Genomic DNA, 25,945 nt, shown 5'->3' on the forward strand with positions numbered 1-25,945 from the left:
GGCACAAACCCACCCACCGGGCCGCAGGCGGGCGCCGACTTCAGGTGGCACCGGACAAGGGCCCGCACGGCCCGGGGTGACCGGACACAACCGGTCACCCCCGCCCTGCCCGAGGCCGGGCGCGGGCCTCAGGTGGCACCGGCCGGTGCCGGCGGCGCCCCCGGCACGGGGCACCCCATGCACGCACCCCCGCCCGGCCCGAGGGCTACGCCTCGAAGGGGCGCGCAGGCCACGGCGCCTCCGCCGGGCGGAGCGCCTCCACCCCGTCCCCCGAAAGAGCCGCCGCGAGCGAGAGCACCCCCACCGCGAGGCAGTTGTTGTGCAGTTCCCCGGCGAGCACCCCCCGCACCAGCTCCGCCAGCGGCACCCGCGCCAGTTCCATGTCCGCCTCCTCCTCGGAGACCTGGAAGCGCTCGCCCTCCGCGTCGGAGAGGTCGCGGGCCAGGAAGACCCGGACCGCCTCGTCACAGCCGCCCGGCGTGGTGTAGACGTCGACGAGCACCCGCCAGTCGACCGCCTTGACGTGCGCCTCCTCGTACAGCTCTCGCTGCGCGGCCGTCAGCGGGTTCTCGCCCGGGACGTCGAGCAGGCCCGCCGGGATCTCCCAGAGCTTCTGCCGCACGGGGTGGCGGTACTGGCGCAGCACCAGGACGCGCCCGTCCTCGTCGAGGGCGAGGACCGCCACCGACCCCGGGTGGACCTGGTAGTCGCGGCGGGCGATCGAGCCGTCGGGCATGACCACGTCGTCGGTACGGACACTCGTCTTGTTGCCCTTGAAGGGAATCGCGGTCGCGGTGACGCGCCACTCCTCGGGGGTGTCCTTGATGGCCATGTACGTCCTCCCAGAAACGCCGGAACCGGGGCGCGGGCTCTCCCAGCCCGCACCCCGGTCCCACGGTAATGCCTTGCCCTTACTTGCCCGTCTTGCGCTCGACCGCGGCCTTCACCAGGCCCGCGAACAGCGGGTGCGGGCGGGTCGGACGGGAGCGGAGCTCCGGGTGCGCCTGGGTGGCGACCAGGTAGGGGTGCACCTCGCGCGGGTACTCGACGTACTCGACGAGCTTGTTGTCCGGGGACGTGCCCGAGAAGACGATGCCCGCCTTCTTCTCCAGCTCGGCGCGGTAGGCGTTGTTCACCTCGTAGCGGTGACGGTGGCGCTCCTCCACGTACGGCTGGTCGCCGTAGACCTCGCGGACGATCGAGCCCTCGGCGAGCTTCGCCGGGTAGAGCCCGAGGCGCATCGTTCCGCCGAGGTCACCCGCGCCCTCGACGTACGCCAGCTGCTCCTCCATCGTCGAGATGACGGGGTGGGCGGTGCCGGAGTCGAACTCCGTCGAGTTCGCGTCGGGGATCTCGGCCAGGTTCCGCGCGGCCTCGATCACGATGCACTGCAGGCCGAGGCACAGGCCGAGCAGCGGGATCTTGTTCTCGCGGGCGAACTGGATCGCGCCGACCTTGCCGCTCACGCCGCGGTCGCCGAAGCCGCCGGGGATACAGATCGCGTCCACGTCGCCGAGCTGCTTCGCCGCGCCCGCGGGGGTCTTGCAGTCGTCCGACGCGACCCACTTGATCTTGACGCGGGCGCGGTTCGCGAACCCGCCGGCGCGCAGCGCCTCGGTCACCGACAGGTAGGCGTCGGGCAGGTCGATGTACTTGCCCACCAGGGCGAGGTTCACCTCGTGGTCGGGGTTGTGGACGCGGTCCAGCAGGTCGTCCCACGTCGTCCAGTCGACGTCGCGGAACGGCAGGTCCAGCTTGCGCACGACATAGGCGTCCAGGCCCTCGGTGTGCAGCACCTTCGGGATGTCGTAGATCGACTTGGCGTCGATGGCCGCGACCACGGCCGCCTCGTCCACGTCACACATGAGCGAGATCTTGCGCTTGATCGCGGTCGGTACGTCACGGTCGGCACGCAGCACGATCGCGTCCGGCTGGATACCGATGTTGCGCAGCGCGGCGACCGAGTGCTGGGTCGGCTTGGTCTTCAGCTCGCCGGACGGGCCGATGTACGGCAGCAGCGAGATGTGCACGACGAAGACGTTGTCCCGGCCGACCTCGTGGCGGACCTGACGGACGGTCTCCAGGAACGGCAGCGACTCGATGTCGCCGACCGTGCCGCCGACCTCGGTGATCACGACGTCGACGTCGTCGGTCGCCATGCGCCGGATGCGGTGCTTGATCTCGTTGGTGATGTGCGGGATGACCTGGACGGTGTCGCCCAGGTACTCGCCGCGCCGCTCCTTGGCGATCACCTGCGAGTACACCTGGCCGGTGGTGACGTTCGCCGAGCCGTCCAGGTCCACGTCGAGGAAACGCTCGTAGTGGCCGATGTCCAGGTCGGTCTCGGCGCCGTCGTTGGTGACGAACACCTCACCGTGCTGGAACGGATTCATGGTGCCGGGGTCGACGTTCAGGTACGGGTCGAGCTTCTGCATCGTGACCCGCAGGCCCCGGGCCTTCAGGAGCGCACCCAGGCTGGAGGCGGTCAGGCCCTTGCCGAGGGAGGACGCGACACCCCCGGTGACGAAGATGTGCTTGGTCGTCGTGGCTGTGCTATTTCGAAAAGCAGCGGGCGGCATGGCCAAGAGGGGGCTCCCGTGGTCGCGAGGTCGTCGTGCGTACCGGCGGTCCCGCTGCGGAGGTCCGAGGATCTCCAGGGGTGCCGTCGCTGCGGTTCGGGGGTCAAGCGCCCACCGGTCCACGGGCTACCAGGGTATCAGCGCCGGGGGGAGACTGCTTCCGGCCACACGGGGCATCATGGCCATCACGGGCTTCTCCGGGCTCACCCGCCGCTCACCCGTTCGGCGGCGCCGCGTTGCCAGGAGCATCGCGCGACGCAACGGCGTGCGTCGTATCCTGCTCGGACACTTGATTCGGACAGGCACTGCGAGCCAGGCCGGCGAACGGCACCACCCCCGCCCTTCACCCGGAACAAGAGCTCGTCAACGACCGTCAACGACCGATTGACACCCTTGACCGAGACAGACCGAAGGCAAGCGCCACGCGGGGCGGACGTGGCCGTTCGACTGGAGATGCACGTGGCCGGGCGCATCGAGGATTACGCACTCATCGGAGACATGCAGACCGCTGCCCTGGTCTGCCGGGACGGCACGGTCGACTGGCTGTGTCTGCCCCGCTTCGATTCGCATGCCATCTTCGCCGGACTGCTCGGCACCGAGGAGCACGGTTTCTGGCGGCTCGGCCCGGCGGTCGCGGGAGGCACCGAGCCACCGGCGGCGGACCGCCGCCGGTACCGGGGGGACTCACTGGTCCTGGAATCCGAGTGGGACACCCCGCGCGGCACGGTCAGGGTGACCGATTTCATGCCGCCGCGTGACGGGGCCCCGCAGCTGATCCGGATCGTGGAGGGGGTGAGCGGGCGCGTACCGATGCGCTCGGCGCTGCGGATGCGCTTCAGCTATGGCCGGATCACGCCGTGGGTGCACAAGGTCGACACCCGTACGGTCGCGGTCGCCGGGCCCGACTCGGTGTGGCTGGACACGCCGACGGAGACGTACGGCAAGGACCTGACGACGTACTCCGACTTCACGGTCTCCCCCGGCGACCGGATCGCGTTCACCATCAGCTGGCAGCCCTCGCACCACCAGCCGCCGGCGCTGCCCGACCCCGAGGGGTCGCTGGAGGCCACCGAGGACTTCTGGCGCGAGTGGGTCGAGCACTGCACGTACCACGGGCCGTACCGCGAGTCCGTCGTCCGCTCGCTGATCACGCTGAAGGCCCTCACCTACGCCCCGACCGGCGGCATCGTCGCCGCCCCGACGACGTCGCTGCCGGAGGAGATCGGTGGCGTACGGAACTGGGACTACCGCTACACCTGGCTGCGCGACGCGGCGATCACCCTGTCCTCGCTGCTGCGCACCGGCTACCGGGAGGAGGCGCGGGCGTGGCGCGAGTGGCTGCTGCGTGCCGTCGCGGGCGACCCGGAGAACCTGCAGATCATGTACGGCATCGCGGGCGAGCGGGAGCTCGGCGAGGCGGAGCTGGACTGGCTTCCGGGCTACGAGAACTCCGCCCCGGTCCGGGTCGGCAACGGCGCCGCGCACCAGTTGCAGCTCGACGTGTACGGCGAGGTCACCGAGGCCCTGCACCTGGCGCACATGACGGGCCTGGCCCGCAACGACTACGCCAGCGTCCTCCAGCTCAAGCTGATCCGGTACCTGGAGGACCACTGGGACCAGCCCGACGAGGGCATCTGGGAGGTGCGCGGTCCGCGCCGGCACTTCGTGCACTCCAAGGTGATGGCCTGGGTGGCCGTCGACCGCACGATCAAGCTGATCGAGAGCGGGGACGCGGACGGGCCGCTGGAGCGCTGGCGGGAGCTGCGCGACGACATCCACCGGGACGTCTGCGAGAAGGGCTACGACAAGGAGCGCAACACGTTCACGCAGTCGTACGGGTCGAAGGAACTGGACGCCTCCCTGCTGCTGATTCCGCAGATGGGCTTCCTGCCGCCCGACGACAAGCGGGTCATCGGCACCATCGAGGCGATCCAGCGGGAGCTGTCCACGCCGGACGGTTTCGTGCTGCGCTACCCGACGGCGGGTGACGAGGCCGGGGTCGACGGTCTGGAGGGCGACGAGGGCGCGTTCCTCGCCTGTTCGTTCTGGCTCGCGGACGATCTGGCCATGATCGGGCGGGTGGACGAGGCCCGGCGGCTGTTCGAGAAGCTGCTGTCGCTGCGCAACGACCTCGGGCTGCTCGCCGAGGAGTGGGACCCCCGGCTGCAGCGTCAGGTGGGCAACTTCCCGCAGGCGTTCAGCCATGTGCCGCTGATCGACACCGCACTGCGGCTGACCGCCTCCGGCGCGTACGGCGGATAGACGGGGGCTCCGACCCGCCGCGCCTCCGGCGTACGCGGTGAGGGCCGTGCGCGGTGAGGCCGTACGCGGTGAGGGCCGTGCGCGCCCGGCAGGACGTCTCCGAAGCGCGTGCCGCAGGGCGCGTCCTTACGATGGGAGAGTCCTGCTCACGCCCCGGAAGGGGAGGTCATGGCCCCCGAGCCCGTAGCGGAACCGGCCCTGAAGCGACTGCGCGAGAGTCTGTCCGGCGAAGCCGTCACCCCGGCGGACGCGGGATACGACGAGGCCCGCGCGGTGTTCAACGCGATGATCGACCGCCGTCCCGCGGTGATCGCCCAGTGCGAGTCGGCGGCGGACGTCGGCGCCGCTGTGCGCTTCGCCCGGGAGAACGAGCTGGAGCTGGCCGTCCGCGGAGGCGGCCACAGCGTGGCGGGGCTCGGGAGCAGCGACGGCGGTCTCGTCGTCGATCTGCGCCGGATGCACACGGTCTCGGTCGACCCCGAGGCGCGTACGGCACGCATCGGCGGCGGCGCCACGATGAGTCATCTGGACCGGGCCACGCAGCCGTTCGCGCTGGCGGTCACGGGCGGGCGGGCCTCCACGACCGGGGTCGGCGGCTTCACGCTGGGCGGCGGATCGGGCTGGCTCGAGCGGAAGTTCGGGCTGGCCTGCGACAATCTCGTCGCTGTGGATCTGGTGACGGCCGACGGGCGGGAGGTCCGCGCCAGTGCGGACGAGAATCCGGAGCTGTTCTGGGCGCTGCACGGCGGCGGCGGCAACTTCGGCGTGGCCACGTCGATCACGCTGGGGCTGCATCCGCTGCCCGCCATGTCCGTCGCCTTCCTGTTCTTCCCGGCCGCGCGGGGAGCCGAGGTGCTGCCCGTCTACCGGGACGTGCTGGTGTCCGCTCCGGACGAGGTCGGCGGCGGGTTCATCTATCTGACCGGCCCGCCCGAGGACTTCATGCCCGAGCACCTGGTGGGAAAGCCCGTGTGCCTGGTGCTGGTCACGTACGCGGGTACCGAGCCCGGTCTGCGCAAGGCGGCCGGGCCGCTGCTCGGGCTCGGCCATGAGGCGGAGGTCATCACACAGCTCCCGTACGCCGATCTCCAGTGCATGATCGACGACCCGCCCGGTCTGCGGAACTACTGGTCGGCGGAGTACCTCAGCGGCCTGCCCGACGAGGCCGTGGACGTGTTCTGCGCGCGTGCGGACAGCATGATCGTGCCGTCGAACTCGCAGCACATCCTCTTCCCGATGGGTGGTGCGATGGCCCGGGGCGACTCCGGCCATCCGCTGCCCTGGCGGACCGCCGAGTGGGTCTCGCACCCGTTCGGGATCTGGGACAGCCCGGCCGACGACGAGCGCGGCAGGCAGTGGGCCAAGGACGCGCGGGCCGATGTCGTGCCGTGGTCCATCGGGCTCGTGTACCTCAACTTCATCGGTGACGAGGGCGAGCAGCGGGTCGTGTCCGGTTTCGGCGCCGAGAACTACCGGCGGCTCGCGGCGGTCAAGGCGCAGTACGACCCCGACAACGTGTTCCGGCTGAACCACAACATCCGACCCGCGGCCCCCACCTCCTAGCGCACCGCCGCGATCACCGCCTTCGCCGCACGTTCGCCCTCGGTGGCGCCGCCCTCCATGAACCCCTGGAAGTCGTAGCTGCAGTGTTCACCCGCGATGTGCAGGTTGCCCTGCGGGGTGCCCTCGTAGCCGGCGTAGCGGTGCACATAGCCGATGGGCCAGTAGGAGTACGCGCCGAGGGTGTGCGGATCGCGGTGCCAGGCGGAGAGCTGGGCCCGGCCGTTCCAGGCTGCCTTCGTCCCCGGGAAGAACGCGTCGATGCCGGTCAGCCTGGTGGCTGCGAGATCGCGGACGTAGGGGTCCGACTCGGTGGAGAAGGGCGCGGCGGGGGTCAGCTGACGGGCGAGGCCGCCGGCGCCGTACTGGATGAGGATGCCGCCGGTGCCCGGCTGGATCTTGGTGGTGTCCCAGGTCTGCTGCACGTCGCTGTCGGTGAAGCAGTCCCCCGCCGAGACGCCCGGCCAGGGCCCGGTGCCACGCCAGGGGCGTGCGCCGAACTCCATGTTGAGCTTGGTGCAGGCTCCCATCCGGGCGTCGCGCAGCAGATTCGTCATCCGCGGATCGAGCCCGGCCCCCGAGAGGTCGGTCTGCTGCAGTACGGGCAGCGGCAGGCACAGGATCGTGTGGTCGGCGGTGACCGTGCGAACGGCGCCGGCGTCGTCGAAGGTCAGCGTCTGGGTGCCGTTGGTGTTCGCCCGCACCGCCGTGAGCCGCCGGCCCATGAGCAGCGAGGCGGCGGGCAGAGAGGCGGCGATGGCGCGCGGGAGTTGATCGTTGCCGCCGGTGATGTGGTATCGCTCGTTGGACAGACCCCAGATGTTGAAGTTTCCGGGATTCGGCTGATAGCCCATCAGCAGGACGAGGGCGAGGGACGACTGGAGCGTCGTGTCGGCCCCGTACTCGACGTTGTACGCGACGTCGAAGAACCGGCCGAGCGGCGAGGTGTGCCCGCCGGGGACCCGCGACTCGATCCACTCGTACAGCGACATGTTGTCCAGGGCGGTTCCGGTGGGGGTGGTCCGGTTCCACATCACCTCGCCCGCTTGCTGGAGATCGCGGTGGAGGGCCTGGTAGACGGCGTTGAAGTCCTCGTCGGCCTGCTCGCGCGGGTAGTAGCCGCCGTTGAACCAGAGGATTTCCTCGGCGCCGTTGGGCCCGCCGCCCAGGAAGTCCTCCACGGGGAGGTCGAAGCGGCGGCAGAGTGCCAGGATCTTCTTGTGGCTGGTGTCGATCAGCTCGCCGCCGATCTCGGAGGTCCTGCCGTTCGACCAGTGGTCCCGCTGGGTCCACATGCGCCCGCCGACCCGGTCGGTGCGGGACTCGTAGAGCGTGCAGTCGATGCCCGCGTCGCGGAGGGTGAGGGCGGCGGTCAGGCCCGCGATACCGGCGCCGACGACGGCGACGCGGGGAGCCGCCGCGCCCGTGGCGGCCCGGGCGGGCGCGGGGTGCGCGGCGACGGCCGTACCGACGCTCGCGGCGAGGCCCGCGGCGGCGGCGCGCTTGAGCAGTTCGCGTCGGCCGGTGACCGAGGCCTCCGCGCGCAGACCGCGCAGTTCGGCGACCGGTACGCGCAGCCGCTGTGCGTCCGCGTGGTCGGCGGCGAGTCGCTTCAGCAGATGCATCGGGTGGGTGCGTGCCATGGCGGGCTCTCCTCAGACGGTGGCGGGGCGGACTCGGTGGTGGCGCGCTCGGCCGCGTCCTCGAGGACGATCCGGCCGATGATCTCGTATCGCCGCGGCTGCTTGGCCTTGAGATAGAGGCCGAGGCCGAGCCCCCCGACGAAGACGGCGCCGACGATCCACGGGATCGTCTTGAAGAAGAGGGAGTCGGCGGCGAGGCCGGCGGCGGTCTCCATGTTCAGCACCAGCAGTACGACCACGGCGATCATCCCGATGCCGCCGAGCAGCGGTGCGGTGAAGGTCGTGAACCAGTGCCGGTCCTCCGGGTGGTTGACGCGGAAGTAGCCGATGACGGCGAACGAGCACAGGGTCTGGACGATGAGGATGGCCATCGTGCCGAGGATCGCGAGCAGCGTGTAGAGGTGGATGTACGGGTCCTGGCCGGTCAGCCAGAACGCGGCGACGAGGGCGACGGCGATACAGGTCTGCACCACGGAGGCGATGTACGGGGATCCGTGCCGGGCGTGCGTACGGCCGAGGGCGGGGTGCAGGAAGCCCTCGCGGCCGATCGCGTACAGATAGCGGGCGGCGCACTGGTGGAAGGCCATGCCGCAGGCGAACGAGCCGGTGAGCAGCAGCCACTGGAACGCGTCGACCGCCCAGCCGCCGATGAACTGCTGGGTCGGCGCGAAGAACAGGTCGAGCGGGGAGGTGGAGGAGGAGACCTTGACGGAGCCCGCCAGGCCGTTGCCCGCGATCGTCATCCAGGAGACGTAGATGTAGAAGATGCCGACGCCGATGACGGAGATGAGCGTCGCGCGCGGGATGACGCGCTTCGGGTCGCGTGACTCCTCCCCGTACATCGCCGTCGATTCGAAGCCGACCCAGGACCAGAAGGCGAAGAAGAGTCCGAGTCCGGCCGAGGCCCCGGTGAAGGCGTTCTTGGGATTGAGGGGCTCGGCCGGGATGCCGTCGGGGCCGCCGCCCGCGATCAGTACGGCGGTGGCGACGGCGAACAGGACGGCGATCTCGGCGACGAGCATGACGCCGAGGGCCTTCGCGGTGAGGTTGATGTCGAAGTGGGCGAGGACGGCGGAGACGGCGAGCATCGCGGCCGCGTACACGACCCAGGGGAGGTCCACGCCGAGCTGGTCCTTGACGGTGGTCTGGGCGAAGTACGAGAAGACACCGACGATCGAGGCCTCGAAGACGATGTACGCGAGGACCGCGAGCATGCCGGACGCCATACCGGCGATGCGGCCGAGACCGTGCGAGATGAAGCCGTAGAACGCGCCGGCCGCCGTGATCCGCTTGGCCATCGCCACATAGCCGACCGCGAAGACGGTGAGCACGACCGTGGCGAAGAGATAGCCGGCGGGGGCGCCCGTGCCGTTGCCGAAGCCCACGGCGATGGGGAGGTTACCGGTCATCGCGGTGATCGGCGCGGCGGTGGCGACCGCCATGAAGACGACGCCGACGAGGCCGACGGAGTTCGCCTTGAGCCGCTGGACCCCGGAGGTCTCGGGGGTACTTGTGCTGGACATACACGGTCCTTGTCACTCGCCCGATGGGAAGGCGCCAGGATCGCGGAGAGTGACACAGACCACAATCGGCACGCGGTCCGGTAATTGCCCGTCAGGGACGACGAGTTGTCGGGGTGATCGGGTCCGAAACGCGGTCCGTAACGCGTGGGTGATGTTCTTGGAACGTGGCGGCGGGTAGCGTCCGGCGACATGAACGGCGGCATGGACAATCAGGGCGGGATCACCGTACAGCGGGCTCTGGAGCTGCCCGGGCTCCGCGGCGGGCTCCCGGAGGTCGTCGCGGGGGCCGACCGGCTGAACCGGACGGTGCGCTGGGTGCACGCCGGTGAGGTGCCGAACATCGCGTCCCTGCTCAAGGGCGGGGAGCTGCTGCTGACGACCGGGCTCGGGCTCGGCACCCGCCCGGCCGAACAGCGCGCTTTCGTACGGCGGCTCGCGGACCGCGGGATCGCGGCGCTGGTGGTCGAGCTCGGCCCGAGGTTCCAGCGGCTGCCCGGCACGATCGTCGAGGCGGCCCGCTCCGCCGGGCTGCCGCTGATCCAGCTGCACCGCGAGGTGCCGTTCGTCTCGGTGACCGAGGAGATCCACACCGAGATCGTCAACCACCACTACGCGCTGCTCCAGCGGGCGGAAGAGGTGCACCGCCGGTGCACGGAGGCCCTGCTCGGCGGCGGGGGTATCCCCCAGGTGCTGCGGATCCTCGCGGACTTCACGGCCAACCCGGTCTTCCTGGAGACCGCGGACGGGCAGTTGCTGTACGCGGCGGGCACCGAGTCGGGACCGACCGCGGCCGATCCGCTCCAGGTGTGGGACGGGCTGCGCGGTCAGCGGGCGGCCCGGGAGTCCGGCCCGCCGGCCGGGGCGGTGCTGGTGGATGTGCCGGGCGGCGGGCACGGCGCCGGTGCGGTACGCGCCCGGCTCGTCCTGCTGGCCGTGTCCTCCCCGCTGCTGCCCGTGCACCGGATGGCGGCGGAACGGGCGGCGGGCGTGCTCGCGGTGGTCCTCATGCAGGCCCGCCAGGAGGAGGAGCTCGCGGCGCGCGGCCGCGGCGACTTCCTGACGGACCTCGCCGAGGGCCGGATCAGCGCGGAGGACGCTCCCGAACAGGCCAAGGTGCTCGGCTTCCGGCCGGGCGACGGACCGCTGCTGCCGGTGGTGATGCGGCTGGCATCCGAGCTGTCCCCTTCGGGGAACTGGTCGCTGCTGGCCCGTGCGGTGCTCGAAGAGCTGTCGTCCGTCGGCGTCCCGGTCCTGTTGGGCGTACGCCCCGTCGAAGGCCGCGTACCGCTGCTGCTGGGCCTGCGTACGGAATCGGAGCGTACGGCCGTGGCGGACCGGGTCGCCGCGGCGCTGCGGGCGGGCGTGGAGCGCGCGGGCCTGGAGCGCGCCGGGGCGCATCCGCCGGTCGTGGTCGTCGGCGTGGCGGGCGGCTGGGCGGCGGCCTCGGCGGGTCTGCGGCACGCGGCCGAGACCGCGACGGCGGCGCAGGGCCTGTCCGACCGCCCCTGGTACGACGCCCGGCGCCTCGACATCGACCTGCTGCTGTGGCGGCTGCGTGACCACCCGGACCTGGCGGCCTTCGTCGAGCGGGCGATCGGCCCCCTGCGGGACCACGACCGCACCTCCCGCCCGCCCCTGCTCCCCACGCTCCAGACCTATCTGGCGCACGCGGGCCGCAAGGCCGAGACGGCCCGCGAACTGCACCTGAACCGCCAGACCCTCTACAACCGCCTGGCCCGCATCTCCGAGCTGCTGGGCACCGACCTGGACGACCCCCAGACGGTCCTGGCGCTCTCGCTGGCCCTGCGCGCCCGCCGCCACGCTTCCTGAGGGATGCTGCTGCTCGACGGCGGTACGACTGCCCTGCTGTACGACTGCCCTGCTGTACGGCTGTACGGCCGTCCTGCTGCACAGCCGTCGAGTGTCCGGCTACGGCTGTCCGGCTACGGCGCCGGGGGCTCGGCGTGTCCCCGCTCGACGACGGTGATCGTCCCGGCGGGGCACAGCCCGGCGGCCTCGCGGGCCGCCTCGTGGTCCCGGTGCGGTGGCCGGCGCTCGAGCAGCAGCACCCGGCCGTCCTCGTCGTCCTGGCCGAACACCTCGGGGGCCGTCAGTGCGCACATGCCGGCGCCGCAGCAGCGCTCCCGGTCGACGCTGATCTCCACCGGACTACACCTCGTCCCAGGTGACGGGCAGCCGGTGCACCCCGCTGATGTTCATGCTGGGACGCAGCGGCACCTCCTCGGGCGGGACGGCGAGCCGCAGCGTCGGGAAGCGGCCGAACAGCGCCGGAAAGGCCACCCGCATCTCCACCCGGGCCAGTTGCTGGCCCAGGCACTGGTGGATGCCATGGCCGAAGGCCAGATGCCCGGTGGCCTTCCGGCGCACATCGAGGGTGTCCGGGTCGGCGAACTTCTCCGGGTCCCGGTTGGCTGCCTGGAGCGAGATGGTCACGGTCTCGCCGGCCTTGATCAGCTGCCCTTCCACCTCGACGTCCTCCAGCGCCACCCGGATCCCGGTGTGGGCGATGCTCAGGTAGCGCATCAGCTCCTCGACCACCTGGTCGGCGGCGCCGGGGTCGGCGCGCAGGGCGGCGGCCTGTTCGGGGTTGCTCAGCAGGGCGAAGGTGCCGAGCCCGATCATGTTCGCGGTGGTTTCGAGGCCCGCGCCGAGCAGGAAGCTGCCGATCCCGGCGAGCTCCTCGTCGGTGAGGTCGGTGGTGGTCAGATCGCTGAGCAGGTCGTCGGTGGGGTCGGTCCGCTTGGCGGGGACCAGCTCGCCGACGTATTCCCCGAGCGCGGCCAGTGCGGCGTACTGCTCCTCCGGAGTCGAGTTCGGGTCGGTCGTCTCGGCGGTAAGGCGCTGGAAGAGTTCGCGGTCGGCCCCGGGCACGCCCAGCAGTTCGCAGATCATCAGCGCCGGGACGGGCTGCGCGTACGCCTCCATGAGGTCCACCGTCGGTCCTCGGCGCTCCATGGCGTCGAGGTGCTCGGCGGTGATCTGCTCGACCCGTTCGGTGAGCGCGCGCATCCGGCGGACCGTGAGCTTGCCGGTGAGCAGCCGCCGGTAGCGGGTGTGCTCGGGCGGGTCGATGCCGGTGAGGTCACCGATCGGCGCCGGGGGCAGTTCGGTGATGCCCGTGCCCGGGATCGGAAGGTGCATGAGCTCGTACCGTGAGCTGAAGCGGGGGTCGGCGAGTATCACCCGGGCCGCCGCGTGTCCGGTGGCCAGCCAGCCGAGGTGTCCGTCGGGGTAGCGCATCCGGATGAGCGGCTGCTGCTCGCGCACCTTGGCCAGCCCGGCGGGCGGGTCGAAGGGGCAGCCCTCGGGGCGGGTCAGGGGAAGCTCGGGAAGCGGTGCCGTGTGCTTATCGTTCTGCTCGTGCTGCATGGTGTCCTCCGGTGGAGAGTGACGTGCGGGGAACAGTGACGTGCGGGGCGAAAATCGCGGAAGCCGAGGTCATGGCGGCTAAGCCCCCTTTGCCTGATGGATGATCAGGAGCGGCGGATCACGACGCCGCCGACGCCGGTGCGAACGGTCACCTCGACGGTCTCGTCGGAGGACTCGGGGCCCTCGGACGCCTCCAGGGAGTTGTGCACACTGCCGATTTTGGTGTTCACGTCGAGCCGGGCGGCGGTGCCCTGACGGATGCCGACCTCGACGTCACCGGCGGTGGTCCGGAGCTCGACCTTGCCGCGCGCCACCTCGCCGACCCGTATGCCGCCGTTGGCGGACCTGGCGTCGACTCCGGCGTGTGCGACGCCGACGGTGATACGGCCGTTGGACGCGGTCGCCTCGAGGTCGCCGGTGATCTCGTCGATCGTGGTCTCGCCGTTGGCGTTCTTGACCGTCGCCCCGCCCGCGATCTCCCGGATCTCGATCCGGCCCGCTCCGAGGACCTGGGCGTCGCCCGCCGCGCTGTCCAGGCGGATGTCGCCCTGTTCGGTCTTCAGGTTCACGGCTCCCGCCTGCTCGACCCGGATGTCGCCGAGCCCGGTCCCGAGCCTGGTGGCTCCGAGGACGCCTTCGCAGATGAGGTCCCCCAGCTGGGAGGCGCCCTGGATGTCCGATCCGGCCGGCAGCGCGATGGTGACGTCGATCGATCCGTGCTTGCCGAACGGGGAGCGCTTCTTGGGCCCCTTGACCACCAACCTGCCGCCGGAGCAGTCGACTTGGGTCTGCTGCGCGGCCTTGACGTCGACGTCTTCGGCGCCGTTGCTCGGCAGTACCTCGACGACCGTGTCCGTGCGCTTGCTCGCGATGATCCGCACGGAGGCGACCTCGAACTCAAGGCTGGCGGAGATCGGTTCGGGAGTGGCGAGATCGGGCATGGCTGTTCCGTCCTATTGACTCTGGTGTGTGTTTCCGCTGGTGGAGCGGGTGTTACGAAAACGGCCGCCACGAAACGGCTTACAGTCCGGCGGACCCGGCCCGTGCAGCCCTGGCACCCCTGGCCACGGCTACGCCCGGACGGCCTGCCGGCGCGGCGGCGACGGCCCGGAGCAGCCGGGCGCCGACCGAGAGGCCTGCCCGCCCCGCCGCATCCATGGCATAACTATGGCACCACCATGGCGCCATCGCAAGCCATGTGGCGCCAGTTCCGCCACCAATCATGGCGCCAGATGGCGCCACATGGCGTCACCCCAGAGGGGAGGGCTGAGTGAGTTCGTCGTAGATGCTGAGCACCTGGGCGATCGTCTCGTCCTCCGTCGGCCAGGTCGCCGCCTGCGCCCGGCCCGCGGTGGCCAGGTCCTCCCGGGCCGGGGGATCGGCCAGCAGCCGGACGGCGGCGGCGGAGAGCGCGGCCGCGTCACCGTAGGGAACGAGCTCCGCGGCGTCACCGACGAGCTCCGGGATCCCGCCGACCCGGGTCGCGATCAACGGGACCCCCAGCCGCAGCGCCTCCTGAGCCAGGAGCGAGCGGGCCTCCCAGCGACTCGGGAGCAGGGCGAGATCCGCGGCGGCGAGCAGCTCGGTCACGTCGTCGCGGCGGCCGATGAGCCGCACCGGCAGCCCCTCGGCCTCGATGCGCCGTTGCAGCGCCGCCCGCTCCCGCCCCTCCCCCGCGATCACGACGAGCGGCACGGGGTCGAGCCCGAGCCAGCCGTGGGCCGCGTCGAGGAGGACGTCGTACCCCCGGTCGGCTTCGAGCCGGCCGACGGCCATCAGCAACGGCCGGTCGACGGCCCCCAGTTCCGCCCGCGCCTTGTTCTCCGACGCGCAGGGCGCGCAGCGCGCCGCCGGTACCGCGACCGGCGCGAGGCGGGCGTCGCGCGCGCCCCGGCTGCGGGCCCGGTCGACCAGCTCGGACGATGTGCCGAGCACAACGGCCGCCGCACGCACGGCCCTTCGCTCCAGCATCCGCAGCAGCCCGCCGCGCGCACCCGCGGCATGCGCCCGTGTGTGCCAGGTGACGACGAGCGGCACGTGTTGCTGACCGCCGAGGGCCACCGCGGTGCGTACGGCGGCGTGCAGCCCATGTGCGTGGATCACGTCCGCTCCGGCGCACGCGGCGCGCAGCGCTCCGACCGCGGCGGGGTCGCTGCGCCGGGGCACGGGCACGAAGTCCGCCCCGGTGCCGAGGAAGTCGTATTCGTACTCCAGCGGCGCGGGTGCGCACACGGTCACCCGCACTCCCCGCGCCACCAGCCCCGCGGCCAGAGACCTGACGTGAGCGCTGCTGCCCGCGCTGCCGCCGCCGAGCACTTGGACCGTACGCAGCTGTGTCACGCGCCAAGAATGCCAGTCCGTACGCGCGTTCCGGCACCGCCGAAGGGTCGTTGCCGTGTCCGGCGCTGTAAGCACCCCACTCGGTTCACTCACATGGGTGACGACCCCACCACGCAAGGCCTGCCCGGCACGCCCCCGGGGACGTGTCCGCCTGCGGCCCGGTGGGTGGTTCGTGCCCACCCGTTCCGCCCCGGCGAAACGCATGCCCACGAACCCCCTTGCGCGGGCCAGGGGGCAACAGCGCCCTCCAGGGCCTGTCCGGCCGATCAGGCCGGACACGGACAGAACCTAGGCGTCCGACCGCGCCGTCGCCAGCAGTTCCTCCGCGTGCGCCCGCGCCGTCTCCGAGTCCTCCTGGCCCGCCAGCATCCGCGACAGCTCCCGCACCCGGTCCTCGCCCTCCAGCACCGTGACGCCGGACCGGGTCACGGACCCGTCGTTCGTCTTCTCGACCAGGAGCTGCCGGTCGGCGAACGCCGCCACCTGCGGAAGGTGCGTCACGACCACCACCTGCGCGGTCTTCGCCAGCTTCGCGAGGCGCCGCCCGATCTCGACCGCCGCCTTGCCGCCCACGCCCGCGTCGACCTCGTCGAAGAGGTACGTCGGCACGGGGTCGGTCCCGGCGAAGACCACCTCGACCGCGAGCATGACCCGCGACAGCTCACCGCCCGACGCCCCCTTGGCGATCGGCCGCGGCTGGGCGCCCGGATGCGGGGCGAGCAGCAGCTCGACCTCGTCCGCGCCGGAGGACGAGTACGCGACGCGACGCCCGCCGACCTCGATCCCCTCCGGGTCCTCCGACTGGCGGATGTCGAAGGAGACCCGCGCGTGCGGCATCGCGAGCGACGCCAGCTCCGCCGTCACCGCCTCCGCGAACCGCGCCGCCGCCTCCGTACGGGCGTCGGTCAGCGCCTGCGCCAGCCCGGACAGTTCCTCGCGCAGCGCGTCGCGCTCCACGGTCAGCTCGCCGATGCGGTCGTCGTCGCCCTCCAGCTCGGTGAGCCGCCCGGCGCTCTCCTCGGCCCACGCCAGCACGGCGTTGATGTCCTCGCCGTACTTACGGGTGAGCGCGGTGAGCGCGGCCCGCCGCTCCTCGACGGCCGCCAGCCGCAGCGGGTCGGCGTCGAGGTTGTCGGCGTACCCGGCCAGCTCGCCCGCAACGTCGCCGAGCAGGATGGAGATCTCGCCCATCCGGTCGGCGAGCGCGGCGAGCGCGGGATCGTGGGAGCGTACGGCGTCCAGGGCCCGCCCGGCACCGGCGACGAGCGTGGTCGCGTCGACGCCTTCCGGGTCCTCCGGGTTCCCGGCCAGGGCCGCGTGCGCGAGGGCCGCCGCCGAGGCGAGGGCCTCCGCGTGCCCCAGCCGCTCGGCCTCCGCCGCGAGCTCCAGGTCCTCGCCGGCGCGCGGCTCGACGCCCGCGACCTCGTTCAGCCCGAAGCGCAGCAGGTCCGCCTCCTGGGCCCGCTCGCGGGCGCGCGTGGTCAGCTCGTCCAGCTCGGCGCTCACGGACCTGAGCCGCCGGTAGGCGGCCACGTACTTTTCGTGCGGCCCGGCGACCGCGTCGCCCGCGTACCGGTCGAGGGCCTGCCGCTGCCGGGCGGCCTTGAGCAGCCCCTGCTGGTCGGTCTGGCCGTGCACGGCGACGAGCTCGTCGGCCAGCTCGGTGAGCATCCCGACGGGCACCGAACGCCCGCCGAGGTGCGCCCGTGAGCGTCCCTCCGCCGAGATCGTCCGGCTGATCAGCAGCGCACCGTCGTCGAGATCGGCCCCGGCCTCCTCGGCCCGTACGGCCGCGGGGGCGCCTGCGGGCACGGTGATGCGCCCCTCCACGACCGCCGACTTCGCGCCGACCCGCACCAGCGCGGGGTCGGCCCGACCGCCGAGCAGCAGCCCCAGGCTGGTGACGACCATGGTCTTGCCCGCACCGGTCTCACCGGTCACCGCGGTGAAACCGGGCGACAGCTCGACGACCGCGTCGTCGATGACCCCGAGCGACCGTATCCGCATCTCCTCCAACACGAGGAAGACCTTACGAGGTCCGGGGCCGCGCGTGCGACGGCCCCCGCCGCACGTTCACCGGACCGCAGGTCACGAGGGCCGGCCGTCAAGCCCGTCACCCCTCACACCACCCCGGCGCCCCGGGCCCCGCGCCCCCGGACTGACCGGGAGCGCGGCAGGCTCCGGGGCGGGACTTTCAGGCTCGGTGCCGAAGGGGCGGGTCAGTGCGGCGCGCCGCGCCACCCCGACACCGGCAGGGCGAACTTCGCCACCAGCCGGTCGGTGAACGACGCGTGGTGCAGCCGGGCCAGGCGTACCGGCACGGCCCCCCGGCGCACCTCCACCCGCGCCCCCGCCGGCAGCTCCACGGTCCGCCGCCCGTCGCACCACAGCACCCCGTGCGGCGTGTGCGGCTGCACCTCCACCGCGAGGACCGACGTCGGCGAGGTCACCAGCGGCTTGGCGAACAGGGCGTGCGCGCTGATCGGCACCATCAGCAGCGCCTCGACCTCCGGCCACACCACGGGCCCGCCGGACGAGAAGGCGTACGCGGTCGAGCCCGTCGGCGTGGCGCAGACGATGCCGTCGCACCCGAAGCCCGTCACGGGCCGCCCGTCGATCTCCAGGATCACCTCGAGCATCCGCTCGGGCGAGACCTTCTGGACGGCCGCCTCGTTCAGCGCCCAGTCGGTGTGCACGACATCGCCGTTGCTGCGGACGACGACGTCGAGCGTCATCCGTTCCTCGACCTCGTAGGCCCGCGTCACGACCCGGTCGACGACCTTGTCGAGATCGTCGCGCTCGGCCTCCGCGAGAAAGCCCACGCGCCCCAGGTTGACGCCGAGCATCGGCACCCCGGAGGCCCGCGCGAACTCGGCGCCGCGCAGCAGCGTCCCGTCCCCGCCCAGCACGATCAGCAGCTCACAGCCGTCGAGCACGTCGGGCGTGGCCTCGGGGACGGTCTCCACGGCCGCCGGCAGCGGCAGGTCGACCGCCTCCGCGGCGAGCACCCGTACGCCGAGACCGCTGCGCAGCAGCCCCTGGACGACGAGTTCGGCGCTGCGGATGGCCGCCGGCCGTCCCGTGTGCGCCAGCAGAAAAACAGTGCGGGTACGTACCTTCGTACCCGTATCGGTATCCGTGCTCGTATCGGTCAACGCGGCCCCTCCGCCACTGCACGATCGACGTCCGCCGGGTCGAGCTCCGGCGCCCCGGCCCGGAGCCAGAGAAAGTACTCGACATTGCCGGAGGGTCCGGGCAGCGGACTGGCGGTGACGCCCAGTACGCCGAGGCCCAGTTCCCCCGCCTGCCGTGCCACGGTCCGCACAGCCTCGGCACGCAGCTCCGGGCTGCGCACCACCCCGCCGCTGCCGAGCCGTTCCTTGCCCACCTCGAACTGCGGCTTGACCATGAGGACCAGGTCCGCGCCGGGCGCGGTGCAGCGCACCAGCGCGGGCAGGACGAGCCCCAGCGGAATGAACGACAGGTCGCCGACCACAAGATCCACCGCCTCCCCGTCGATCGCCTCCGGCGTCAACTCGCGCACATTCGTACGGTCCTTGACCGTGACGCGTTCATCACTCTGAAGAGACCACGCGAGCTGGCCGTAGCCGACGTCGACCGCGACGACGTGCGCCGCCCCGGCCCGCAGCAGGACATCGGTGAAGCCGCCGGTGGACGCGCCCGCGTCCAGCGCCCGCCGCCCCTCGACCTTCAGTCCGAGCGGTACGAAGGCGGCGAACGCGCCCGCGAGCTTGTGGCCGCCGCGCGAGACGTACTCCGGGTCGCTGTCGTCCTTGGCGACGACGATGGCGGCACTGGTCTCGACCTGCGTGGCGGCCTTGGTCGCGGTCCCGCCCCCGACCGTCACCCGCCCCGCCGCGATCAGCTGGCTCGCGTGCTCGCGTGAGCGTGCGAGCTTGCGGCGTACCAGCTCGGCGTCGAGACGGCGGCGTGCCACTCCTGCCACGTTCGGTTCAGCTCCTGTGGTCGTACGACGATGAAGGCAGGGGACGTGCGTCGAGCGCGGTCAGCGCGTCACGCAACCCCCTGTGTACATCCTCGTACACCGCCAGGTGTCCGTCCGCCGGGAGGTGGTCGGCATCGGCCAGCCGCTCCAGGTGGGTGTCGACCTCGGCGTTCCCGGTCGGTACCCGCTCGATGCCGAGGGGGGCGGGCGCCGCGGGGTCGTACGCCCCCGGTGTGTCCCCCCGTGCCTCCTCCGGTGCTTCCGTCGAGTCGCTCATGCCCAGACGCTACCCCGAAGCCCTGGGGTACGGTCGGTTCCGATGGCGACCACGGAGGAGTGCCGCAGCGCACTCGACAGACTTTCGGACAACCTGGCACAGGCGGACGGGGCGGTGCGCAGCGCGGCCGCGCTCGACCGTTCCCTGAGCTGCCACATAAGGGACCTCGACGTCACTTTCACCGGGCGGCTCAGGGCCGGCCGGATCGAGGTCCTCGACACCGTGGCCGGCCCGCCGCCGGACAAGGCGGAGATCCGGCTGGCGATGGCCGGTGACGACCTGGTGGCGATGGTCGACGGGGAGTTGAACTTCGCGAAGGCCTGGGCCTCGGGCCGGGTCAGGCTCGAGGCCGGTTTCCGCGATCTCATGCGCCTCAGGACACTGCTGTAGACATTCCTGCGGGCGCCGCCGCGGCGGTACGTCGCCGGGCCGGCGGCACGACCAGCGGCGTACCCGTCTCCGGGTCCTCGATGACCTGCGACCGTACCCCGAAAGACCTCTTCGACCAGCTCGGCGGTGACGACGTCGCCTGGCGCGCCCTGCGACGCGATCTCCCCGCCGCGCAGGGCGATGAGGTGGGTCGCGTAGCGCGCGGCCTGGTTCAGGTCGTGGAGCACGGCGACGAGCGTGCGGCCCTGCGTCTCGTGCAGCTCGGCGCAGAGATCGAGGATCTCCAGCTGGTGCTGGATGTCCAGGAAGGTGGTCGGCTCGTCGAGCAGCAGCAGCGGGGTCTGCTGGGCGACCGCCATCGCGATCCGGACACGCTGGCGCCGGCCGCCGGAGAGCTCGTCGACGTACCGGTCGGCGAGGTCGGCGACCCCGGTCGCGGCCATCGACTCCCGGACGATCCGCTCGTCCTCCTTGGACCACTGGCGCCGCAGTCCCTGGTGCGGGTAACGCCCGCGGCCGACGAGGTCGCCGACGGTGATGCCGTCGGGGGCGATCGACGACTACTGGGGCAGCAGGCCGAGCGTCCTGGCGACCTTCTTGGCGGGCATCGAGTGGATGGCCTGGCCGTCGAGCAGGACCCGGCCCGTGCTGGACTTGAGCATGCGCGAGAGCGCGCGCAGCAGCGTGGACTTGCCGCAGGCGTTGGGGCCGACGATCACCGTGAAGGAGTTGTCCGGGATCTCGACCGAGAGGTTCTCGGCGATGACCCGCTGGTCGTAGGCGAGGGTGACCGACTCCGCGGCGAGGCGCTGCATGGACGTGCTCCTGGGATTCTTCTCGGTCGTGTACGGGTCTGCGGTCGTGCCTGCCGTCGTACCTGCGGTCATGCCTGGCGTCACGCCTGCCGTCGTGCCTGCGGTCATGCCGCTCACCGTGCTCACAGCCGCCCCGCCTTGCGTTCGGTGACCAGCAGCCAGAGCAGATAGCAGCCACCGAGCACGCCCGTGACCACACCGACCGGCAGCTCCTGCTCCCCGAACGCCGACGTGGCGACCCAGTCGGCGGCGAGCAGCAGCGCCGCGCCCGCCACGGCGGAGGCGGCGATGTTCGGCCCGGGCGAGCGGGTGAGCCGGCGGGCCACCTCCCATTTCTTCCGGGCGGAGGACTCGCCGCTCCTGGCCGACCGTCACCAGCCCAGCCGCGCCAGCGCCTTGCCCGTCTCCAGCCTCCCCGCAGCGTCCCCCGCGTGGGTCCACGCCGCCGCGCACAACGCCCGCAGCCCGTCGACCGGGTCACCGGCCCCGTCCTCGTCCCCGTACCTGTCCCTGTTCAGCACCAGCGCCTCGGCACGCACGGAAGCGGTCCAGCCCCGGCACGTGAAACCCTGCCCGGCGTCCCCGGACACCTCGGGCTGCCCGGTCAGCAGCCCCCGCAGATCCGCGTCGACGTACGTCGGCCGGTACTTCGGCTCGGCCGCCAGCAGCCGCGCCGCGTCCGTCACCCCGGTCAGGACGAGGAGCGAGTCCACACCCCCGTTGAACGCGCCCTCGATATCGGTGTCCAGCCGGTCCCCGACCACCAGCGGCCGCTCGGCGCCCGTCCGCAGAATCGTCTCCCGGTGCATCGGCGGCAGCGGCTTGCCCGCCACCTGCGGCTCGGCCCCCGTCGCGATCCGTACGACCTCCACCGCCGCGCCGTTGCCCGGCGCGATCCCCCGCGCGCTCGGAATCGTCAGATCGGTATTGGACGCGAACCACGGCACCCCGCGCGCGACCGCGTACGACGCCTCGGCCAGCCGCCCCCACGCGAGCTCGGGCCCGCCGTACCCCTGCACCACCGCCGCCGGCGCGTCATCCGCCGACTCCACCGGTTCGAGACCGCGTTCACGCAGCGCGACCCGCAGCCCCTCACCACCGATCACCAGCACCCGCGACCCGGCCGGCACGTGCTCGGCGATGAGCCGGGCCACGGCCTGCGCCGAGGTGATCACGTCGTCCGGCTCGGCGGGCACCCCCAGCTCGGTCAGATGCCGCGCCACCGCGTCCGGCGTCCGCAGCGCGTTGTTCGTGACGTACGCGAGATGCATTCCGCCGGCGCGTGCCGCCCCCAGCGCCTCGACCGCATGCACGATCGCCTCGCCTCCCGCGTACACCACGCCGTCGAGGTCGAGCAGAGCCGTGTCGTACGCGGCGCTCAGCGCCCGCGCGCTGCCGCCCGGCCTGGTCCTGACCCGCTCGCTCATCCTCGTCCGCTCCTCGTTCCCTCGCTCGGCTCCCCCGATCATCGCTCATGGCCTCGGCCACATACGATGCATCAATGAAGACCAGAGGTCCCGCGGCCGACAATGACGACGGCCTGCAGCTCATCCCGTTCCGTGGACTGCGCTACGTCCGCGAACAGGTCGGCAGCCTCGCCGCCGTGACCTCGCCCCCGTACGACGTCGTCGTACGCCCCGACGGGCTGCACCACCTCGAGTCGGCCGACCCCTACAACATCGTGCGGCTGATCCTCCCCCAGGCGGCCGCCCCGGACACCCGCCACGAGCAGGCCGCCGAGACGCTGGAGCGCTGGCTGGCCGAGGGCGTCCTCGCCCCCGACCCGGAGCCCGCCCTGTACGTCTACGAGCAGCGCAAGGGCGACATCCTGCAGCGCGGCATCATCGGCGCGCTCGCCCTCTCCGCCCCGGACGAGGGCATCGTGATGCCGCACGAGGACGTGATGCCGCACGTAGTGGCCGACCGCGCCGACCTGATGCGTACGACCGCGGCCAACCTGGAGCCCCTGCTCCTGACGTACCGCGGCAACGGCACCGCGACCGGGGCCTCCGCCGTCATCGAACGCGTGATCCTCGAATCGCCGCTGCTCTCCACCACCACGGAGGACGGCTTCAGCCACCGCCTCTGGTCGGTGACCGCCCCGGCGGACCTCAGGGAGATCTCCACCGACCTGGCCCACCAGCAGGCACTGATCGCCGACGGCCACCACCGCTGGGCGACGTACCTGCTCCTGCGCGAGGAACAGCCGACGCCCGGCCCCTGGAACTACGGGCTGGTGCTGCTCATCGACACGACCCGCTACCCGCTTCAGGTCCGCGCGATCCACCGCGTGCTGAACCGTCTCCCCGTCGCGGACGCCCTCGCAGCCGTCGAGACCTGTTTCCGGGTCCGCGAGATCGACGGCCCGCTCCCACACGCGCTCCAAGCCTTGGCCTCAGCGGTCGGCGAAGGCAACGCCTTCCTGCTCGCGGGCGACAGCCGCTTCCACCTCGTCGACCGGCCGGACGCCGAACTGCTGGCCCGTACGGTCCCGGCCGACCGTCCGGAGGCCTGGCGCAGCCTCGACGCGACGGTCCTGCACGCCACACTCATCGAGAACGTCTGGCGGATCCCGGATTCCCCGGAGCACATAAGGTACATCCACGACACGGAGAGTGCCGTCGTGCAGGCCGAACGGACCGGCGGTACGGCCGTGCTCCTGCATCCCGTACATGAGGACGTCGTCCGTGACCTCGCGCGACAGGGGATCACGATGCCGCGCAAGTCGACATCGTTCGGCCCGAAGCCCGCGACGGGCCTGGTGCTGCGCAGCCTGAGGCTGGGCTGAGAACCGCGAGAACCGACGAGGGGCCGGCAATCCTGATGGATTGCCGGCCCCTCGTCCGGATCAGGCCTGGTCGCCCTCGGCCTCGTCCGTCACCTTGACGTCGTCGTCCTTGGGCTCGTCGTCGTTGGCCTCGTCCTCATCGGTGAGCGCGTCGACGAACTCCACACCATCCATCTCGGCCAGCCGGTCCGACGCGTCGGTCGCCCCGTCCTTGTCGGATTCGACGGTCTTGGCGAACCACTCGCGTGCCTCGTCCTCGCGCCCGGCCGCGAGCAACGCGTCGGCGTACGCGTACCGCAGTCGAGCGGTCCACGGCTGCACGGAGTTCGACGCCAGCTCGGGGCTCTGCAGGGTCACGATGGCGGCCTCCAGCTGCCCCATGTCCCGGCGCGCACCGGCGGCGACGAGCCTCATCTCGACCTGCCCCGCCTTGTCGAGCTTCTGCACCTCGGGCTCCCCGGCCATCGCCAGCGCCCGCTCGGGCCGGCCGAGCCCACGTTCACAGTCGGCCATCACGGGCCACAGCTCGGTGTTCCCGGTCATCCGCCGCGCGGCGCGGAACTCCGCGAGCGCCTCCGAGTACTTCTGCGTCGCGTACGCGGCGAATCCGGCGGCCTCCCGCACGGCGGCGACCCGCGAGGCGAGCCGCAGCGCCACCCGCGAGTAGCCGTACGCCTGCTCCGGGTCCTCGTCGATCAGCCGCGCCACCATGACGAGGTTCCTGGCGACATCCTCGGCGAGCGTCTTCGGCAGGCTCAGGAGCTCCTGCCGCACATCTTCGTCGATCTCGTCGCCCGTGACGTCCTGGGGGATCGGCAGCCGCTTGATCGGCTCCCGCTCCCGGTCACGACGGTCCCGGCCCCGGTCGTCCGGGCGCCCGTACCCACCACGGTCCCGATCCCGGTCGTCACGACGCGGCCCACGCGAACGGTCATCACGCCGGTCGTAGCCCCCACCGGGGCGCCCTCCCCGGTCCCGATCCCGGTCGTCACGACGCGGCCCACGGAAGCCACCTCGGTCGTCCTCACGACGCGGCGCACGATCGTCACGACGGAAACCACCACGGTCATCATCACGACGCGGCCCACGGTCATCACGACGGAACCCACCACGGTCATCATCACGACGCGGCCCACGATCGTCACGACGGAAACCACCACGGTCATCATCACGACGCGGCCCACGATCGTCACGACGGAAACCACCACGATCGTCCTCACGACGGGGCGCACGGTCATCACGACGGAACCCACCACGATCGTCGCGACGGTCATCACGGCGGAACGCCGGCCGCTCATCGCGACGGAACCCACCACGGTCGTCCTCACGACGCGGCGCACGATCATCACGACGGAACCCACCACGGTCATCGTCACGACGGGGCGCACGGTCATCACGACGGAAACCACCACGATCGTCCTCACGACGGGGCGCACGCTCATCGCGACGGAAACCACCACGGTCGTCCTCACGACGCGGCGCACGATCATCACGACGGAACCCACCACGATCGTCCTCACGACGCGGCGCACGATCATCGCGACGGAACCCACCACGATCGTCCTCACGACGGGGCGCACGGTCATCACGACGGAACCCACCACGATCGTCCTCACGACGCGGCGCACGATCATCGCGACGGAACCCACCACGGTCATCGTCACGACGGGGCGCACGGTCATCACGACGGAACCCACCACGATCGTCGCGACGGTCATCACGGCGCGCATAGCCGCGATCGTCACGCGGGAACGTTCCCCCACGGTTGTCGTCACGCCGGTCGTCACGCCGCCCGTGACTACGGTCGTCACGCGGGAAGGAGCCGCCACGGTCGTCGCGACGCGGGGCAGAGCGGAAACCGCCACCACGGCTGTCGTCCCGACGCGGCCCGCCTCGGTAGCCGCCCCGGTCGCCACCACCGTCCCGGCGGCGCGGCTCGCGCTCCGGACGGTCGTCGGAGGAGTTGGTGGACATGGGTATGGCTCCTGTCTTCGGGTACCGCATTCATTCTCGCGCAGTCGGCCACCCGACGCGCTTCGGGAAAATCAAGCAAAAACAAAAGGACCCGCAGTCCCAGCTGAACGCTGGGACCACGGGTCCTGAAAGATTGTTCGGCGGCGTCCTACTCTCCCACAGGGTCCCCCCTGCAGTACCATCGGCGCTGAAAGGCTTAGCTTCCGGGTTCGGAATGTAACCGGGCGTTTCCCTAACGCTATGACCACCGAAACCCTATCGGGTTCGAGCGAACAAGCACACTCTTCAATTAAGTAAGTGAAACTTGGTTCAACCGGTGCGACTGTTCGCAACCCGGGAACCACACAGTGGACGCGAGCAACTGAGGACAAGCCCTCGGCCTATTAGTACCAGTCAGCTCCACCCGTTACCGGGCTTCCACATCTGGCCTATCAACC

General features: G+C 71.6%; 20 protein-coding genes, 2 rRNA genes and 2 pseudogenes. 5 read left to right on the forward strand and 19 right to left on the reverse strand.

What is annotated here, in order from left to right:
- Positions 1–205: 205 nt before the first annotated feature.
- On the reverse strand, positions 206–832 hold the full coding sequence (locus ABT342_RS16815; RefSeq protein WP_351573494.1) for an NUDIX domain-containing protein: 627 nt from the start codon (positions 830–832) through the stop codon (positions 206–208).
- A gap of 79 nt (positions 833–911) precedes the next feature.
- Positions 912–2,579 (reverse strand): CTP synthase, encoded by a 1,668-nt coding sequence (pyrG, locus tag ABT342_RS16820; protein WP_351573497.1) that lies wholly within the window; start codon positions 2,577–2,579, stop codon positions 912–914.
- A gap of 453 nt (positions 2,580–3,032) precedes the next feature.
- On the opposite strand from pyrG, the gene ABT342_RS16825 reads away from it, so the two are divergent.
- Together ABT342_RS16825 and ABT342_RS16830 are read left to right on the forward strand one after the other, a co-directional pair.
- On the forward strand, positions 3,033–4,841 hold the full coding sequence (locus ABT342_RS16825) for a glycoside hydrolase family 15 protein (RefSeq protein WP_351573565.1): 1,809 nt from the start codon (positions 3,033–3,035) through the stop codon (positions 4,839–4,841).
- Positions 4,842–5,009: 168 nt separating this feature from the next.
- On the forward strand, positions 5,010–6,404 hold the full coding sequence (locus ABT342_RS16830; protein ID WP_351573500.1) for an FAD-binding oxidoreductase: 1,395 nt from the start codon (positions 5,010–5,012) through the stop codon (positions 6,402–6,404).
- Here the strand turns inward: ABT342_RS16830 and ABT342_RS16835 are convergent.
- Both ABT342_RS16835 and ABT342_RS16840 read right to left on the reverse strand, forming a co-directional pair.
- Positions 6,401–8,044 (reverse strand): flavin monoamine oxidase family protein, encoded by a 1,644-nt coding sequence (locus tag ABT342_RS16835; protein ID WP_351573503.1) that lies wholly within the window; start codon positions 8,042–8,044, stop codon positions 6,401–6,403. The genes ABT342_RS16830 and ABT342_RS16835 overlap by 4 nt on opposite strands.
- Positions 8,014–9,567 (reverse strand): APC family permease, encoded by a 1,554-nt coding sequence (locus ABT342_RS16840; protein ID WP_351573505.1) that lies wholly within the window; start codon positions 9,565–9,567, stop codon positions 8,014–8,016. The genes ABT342_RS16835 and ABT342_RS16840 overlap by 31 nt, the downstream gene beginning before the upstream one ends.
- 201 nt (positions 9,568–9,768) lie before the next feature.
- Here ABT342_RS16840 and ABT342_RS16845 point away from each other — a divergent pair, with 201 nt between their 5' ends.
- On the forward strand, positions 9,769–11,397 hold the full coding sequence (locus tag ABT342_RS16845; protein ID WP_351573569.1) for a PucR family transcriptional regulator: 1,629 nt from the start codon (positions 9,769–9,771) through the stop codon (positions 11,395–11,397).
- A 113-nt stretch (positions 11,398–11,510) separates the two neighbouring features.
- Here ABT342_RS16845 and ABT342_RS16850 read toward each other — a convergent pair whose 3' ends face one another.
- From ABT342_RS16850 to ABT342_RS16885, 8 genes are all read right to left on the reverse strand, one after another.
- Complete coding sequence (locus tag ABT342_RS16850) at positions 11,511–11,732, reverse strand: ferredoxin (RefSeq protein WP_351573508.1); 222 nt, start codon at positions 11,730–11,732, stop codon at positions 11,511–11,513.
- A gap of 4 nt (positions 11,733–11,736) precedes the next feature.
- Complete coding sequence (locus tag ABT342_RS16855) at positions 11,737–12,957, reverse strand: cytochrome P450 (protein WP_351573511.1); 1,221 nt, start codon at positions 12,955–12,957, stop codon at positions 11,737–11,739.
- A 104-nt stretch (positions 12,958–13,061) separates the two neighbouring features.
- The gene (locus ABT342_RS16860) at positions 13,062–13,898 is read right to left on the reverse strand and encodes a DUF4097 family beta strand repeat-containing protein (protein ID WP_351573514.1); all 837 of its coding nucleotides are present in this window, start codon (positions 13,896–13,898) and stop codon (positions 13,062–13,064) included.
- 307 nt (positions 13,899–14,205) lie between these two features.
- On the reverse strand, positions 14,206–15,297 hold the full coding sequence (locus tag ABT342_RS16865) for a glycosyltransferase family 4 protein (protein WP_351573517.1): 1,092 nt from the start codon (positions 15,295–15,297) through the stop codon (positions 14,206–14,208).
- 288 nt (positions 15,298–15,585) lie between these two features.
- Positions 15,586–17,304, reverse strand: a complete 1,719-nt coding sequence (recN, locus tag ABT342_RS16870; protein ID WP_351573571.1) for a DNA repair protein RecN — start codon at positions 17,302–17,304, stop codon at positions 15,586–15,588.
- A 212-nt stretch (positions 17,305–17,516) separates the two neighbouring features.
- A complete protein-coding gene (locus ABT342_RS16875) occupies positions 17,517–18,452 on the reverse strand; it encodes an NAD kinase (protein WP_351573520.1) in 936 nt (311 codons plus the stop codon).
- Positions 18,449–19,264: a TlyA family RNA methyltransferase gene (locus tag ABT342_RS16880; protein ID WP_351573522.1), complete on the reverse strand. Its 816-nt coding sequence runs from the start codon at positions 19,262–19,264 to the stop codon at positions 18,449–18,451. The genes ABT342_RS16875 and ABT342_RS16880 overlap by 4 nt, the downstream gene beginning before the upstream one ends.
- 7 nt (positions 19,265–19,271) lie before the next feature.
- Positions 19,272–19,541 carry a hypothetical protein gene (locus ABT342_RS16885; protein ID WP_351573525.1) on the reverse strand — a complete coding sequence of 90 codons (270 nt, stop codon included), beginning with the start codon at positions 19,539–19,541 and terminating at the stop codon, positions 19,272–19,274.
- A 42-nt stretch (positions 19,542–19,583) separates the two neighbouring features.
- On the opposite strand from ABT342_RS16885, the gene ABT342_RS16890 reads away from it, so the two are divergent.
- Entirely contained in the window at positions 19,584–19,931 is a 348-nt protein-coding gene (locus ABT342_RS16890; RefSeq protein ID WP_351573528.1) for an SCP2 sterol-binding domain-containing protein, read from the forward strand.
- Here ABT342_RS16890 and ABT342_RS16895 read toward each other — a convergent pair.
- The 3 genes and pseudogenes from ABT342_RS16895 to ABT342_RS16905 form a co-directional block, all read right to left on the reverse strand.
- Positions 19,915–20,746 (reverse strand): annotated as a pseudogene (locus ABT342_RS16895) (ABC transporter ATP-binding protein). The gene ABT342_RS16890 and the pseudogene ABT342_RS16895 overlap by 17 nt on opposite strands.
- Before the next feature lie 122 nt (positions 20,747–20,868).
- A pseudogene (locus ABT342_RS16900) lies at positions 20,869–21,075 on the reverse strand (iron chelate uptake ABC transporter family permease subunit); the annotation flags it as partial.
- A 42-nt stretch (positions 21,076–21,117) separates the two neighbouring features.
- The gene (locus ABT342_RS16905) at positions 21,118–22,173 is read right to left on the reverse strand and encodes an HAD-IIA family hydrolase (protein ID WP_351573531.1); all 1,056 of its coding nucleotides are present in this window, start codon (positions 22,171–22,173) and stop codon (positions 21,118–21,120) included.
- A 74-nt stretch (positions 22,174–22,247) separates the two neighbouring features.
- Between ABT342_RS16905 and ABT342_RS16910 the strand changes: the two genes are divergently transcribed.
- Positions 22,248–23,534: a DUF1015 domain-containing protein gene (locus ABT342_RS16910; RefSeq protein ID WP_351573534.1), complete on the forward strand. Its 1,287-nt coding sequence runs from the start codon at positions 22,248–22,250 to the stop codon at positions 23,532–23,534.
- 60 nt (positions 23,535–23,594) lie between these two features.
- Here ABT342_RS16910 and ABT342_RS16915 read toward each other — a convergent pair whose 3' ends face one another.
- The 4 genes from ABT342_RS16915 to ABT342_RS16930 all read right to left on the reverse strand — a co-directional run.
- Complete coding sequence (locus tag ABT342_RS16915) at positions 23,595–24,353, reverse strand: tetratricopeptide repeat protein (RefSeq protein ID WP_351573573.1); 759 nt, start codon at positions 24,351–24,353, stop codon at positions 23,595–23,597.
- Positions 24,290–25,450, reverse strand: a complete 1,161-nt coding sequence (locus ABT342_RS38240; protein ID WP_502965558.1) for a hypothetical protein — start codon at positions 25,448–25,450, stop codon at positions 24,290–24,292. The genes ABT342_RS16915 and ABT342_RS38240 overlap by 64 nt, the downstream gene beginning before the upstream one ends.
- A 193-nt stretch (positions 25,451–25,643) precedes the next feature.
- Positions 25,644–25,760 (reverse strand): 5S ribosomal RNA (rrf, locus tag ABT342_RS16925).
- 111 nt (positions 25,761–25,871) lie between these two features.
- Positions 25,872–25,945, reverse strand: a 23S ribosomal RNA gene (locus tag ABT342_RS16930); the annotation flags it as partial.

The organism is Streptomyces sp. NPDC000410 (assembly GCF_040300305.1).
Taxonomy (GTDB): domain Bacteria; phylum Actinomycetota; class Actinomycetes; order Streptomycetales; family Streptomycetaceae; genus Streptomyces.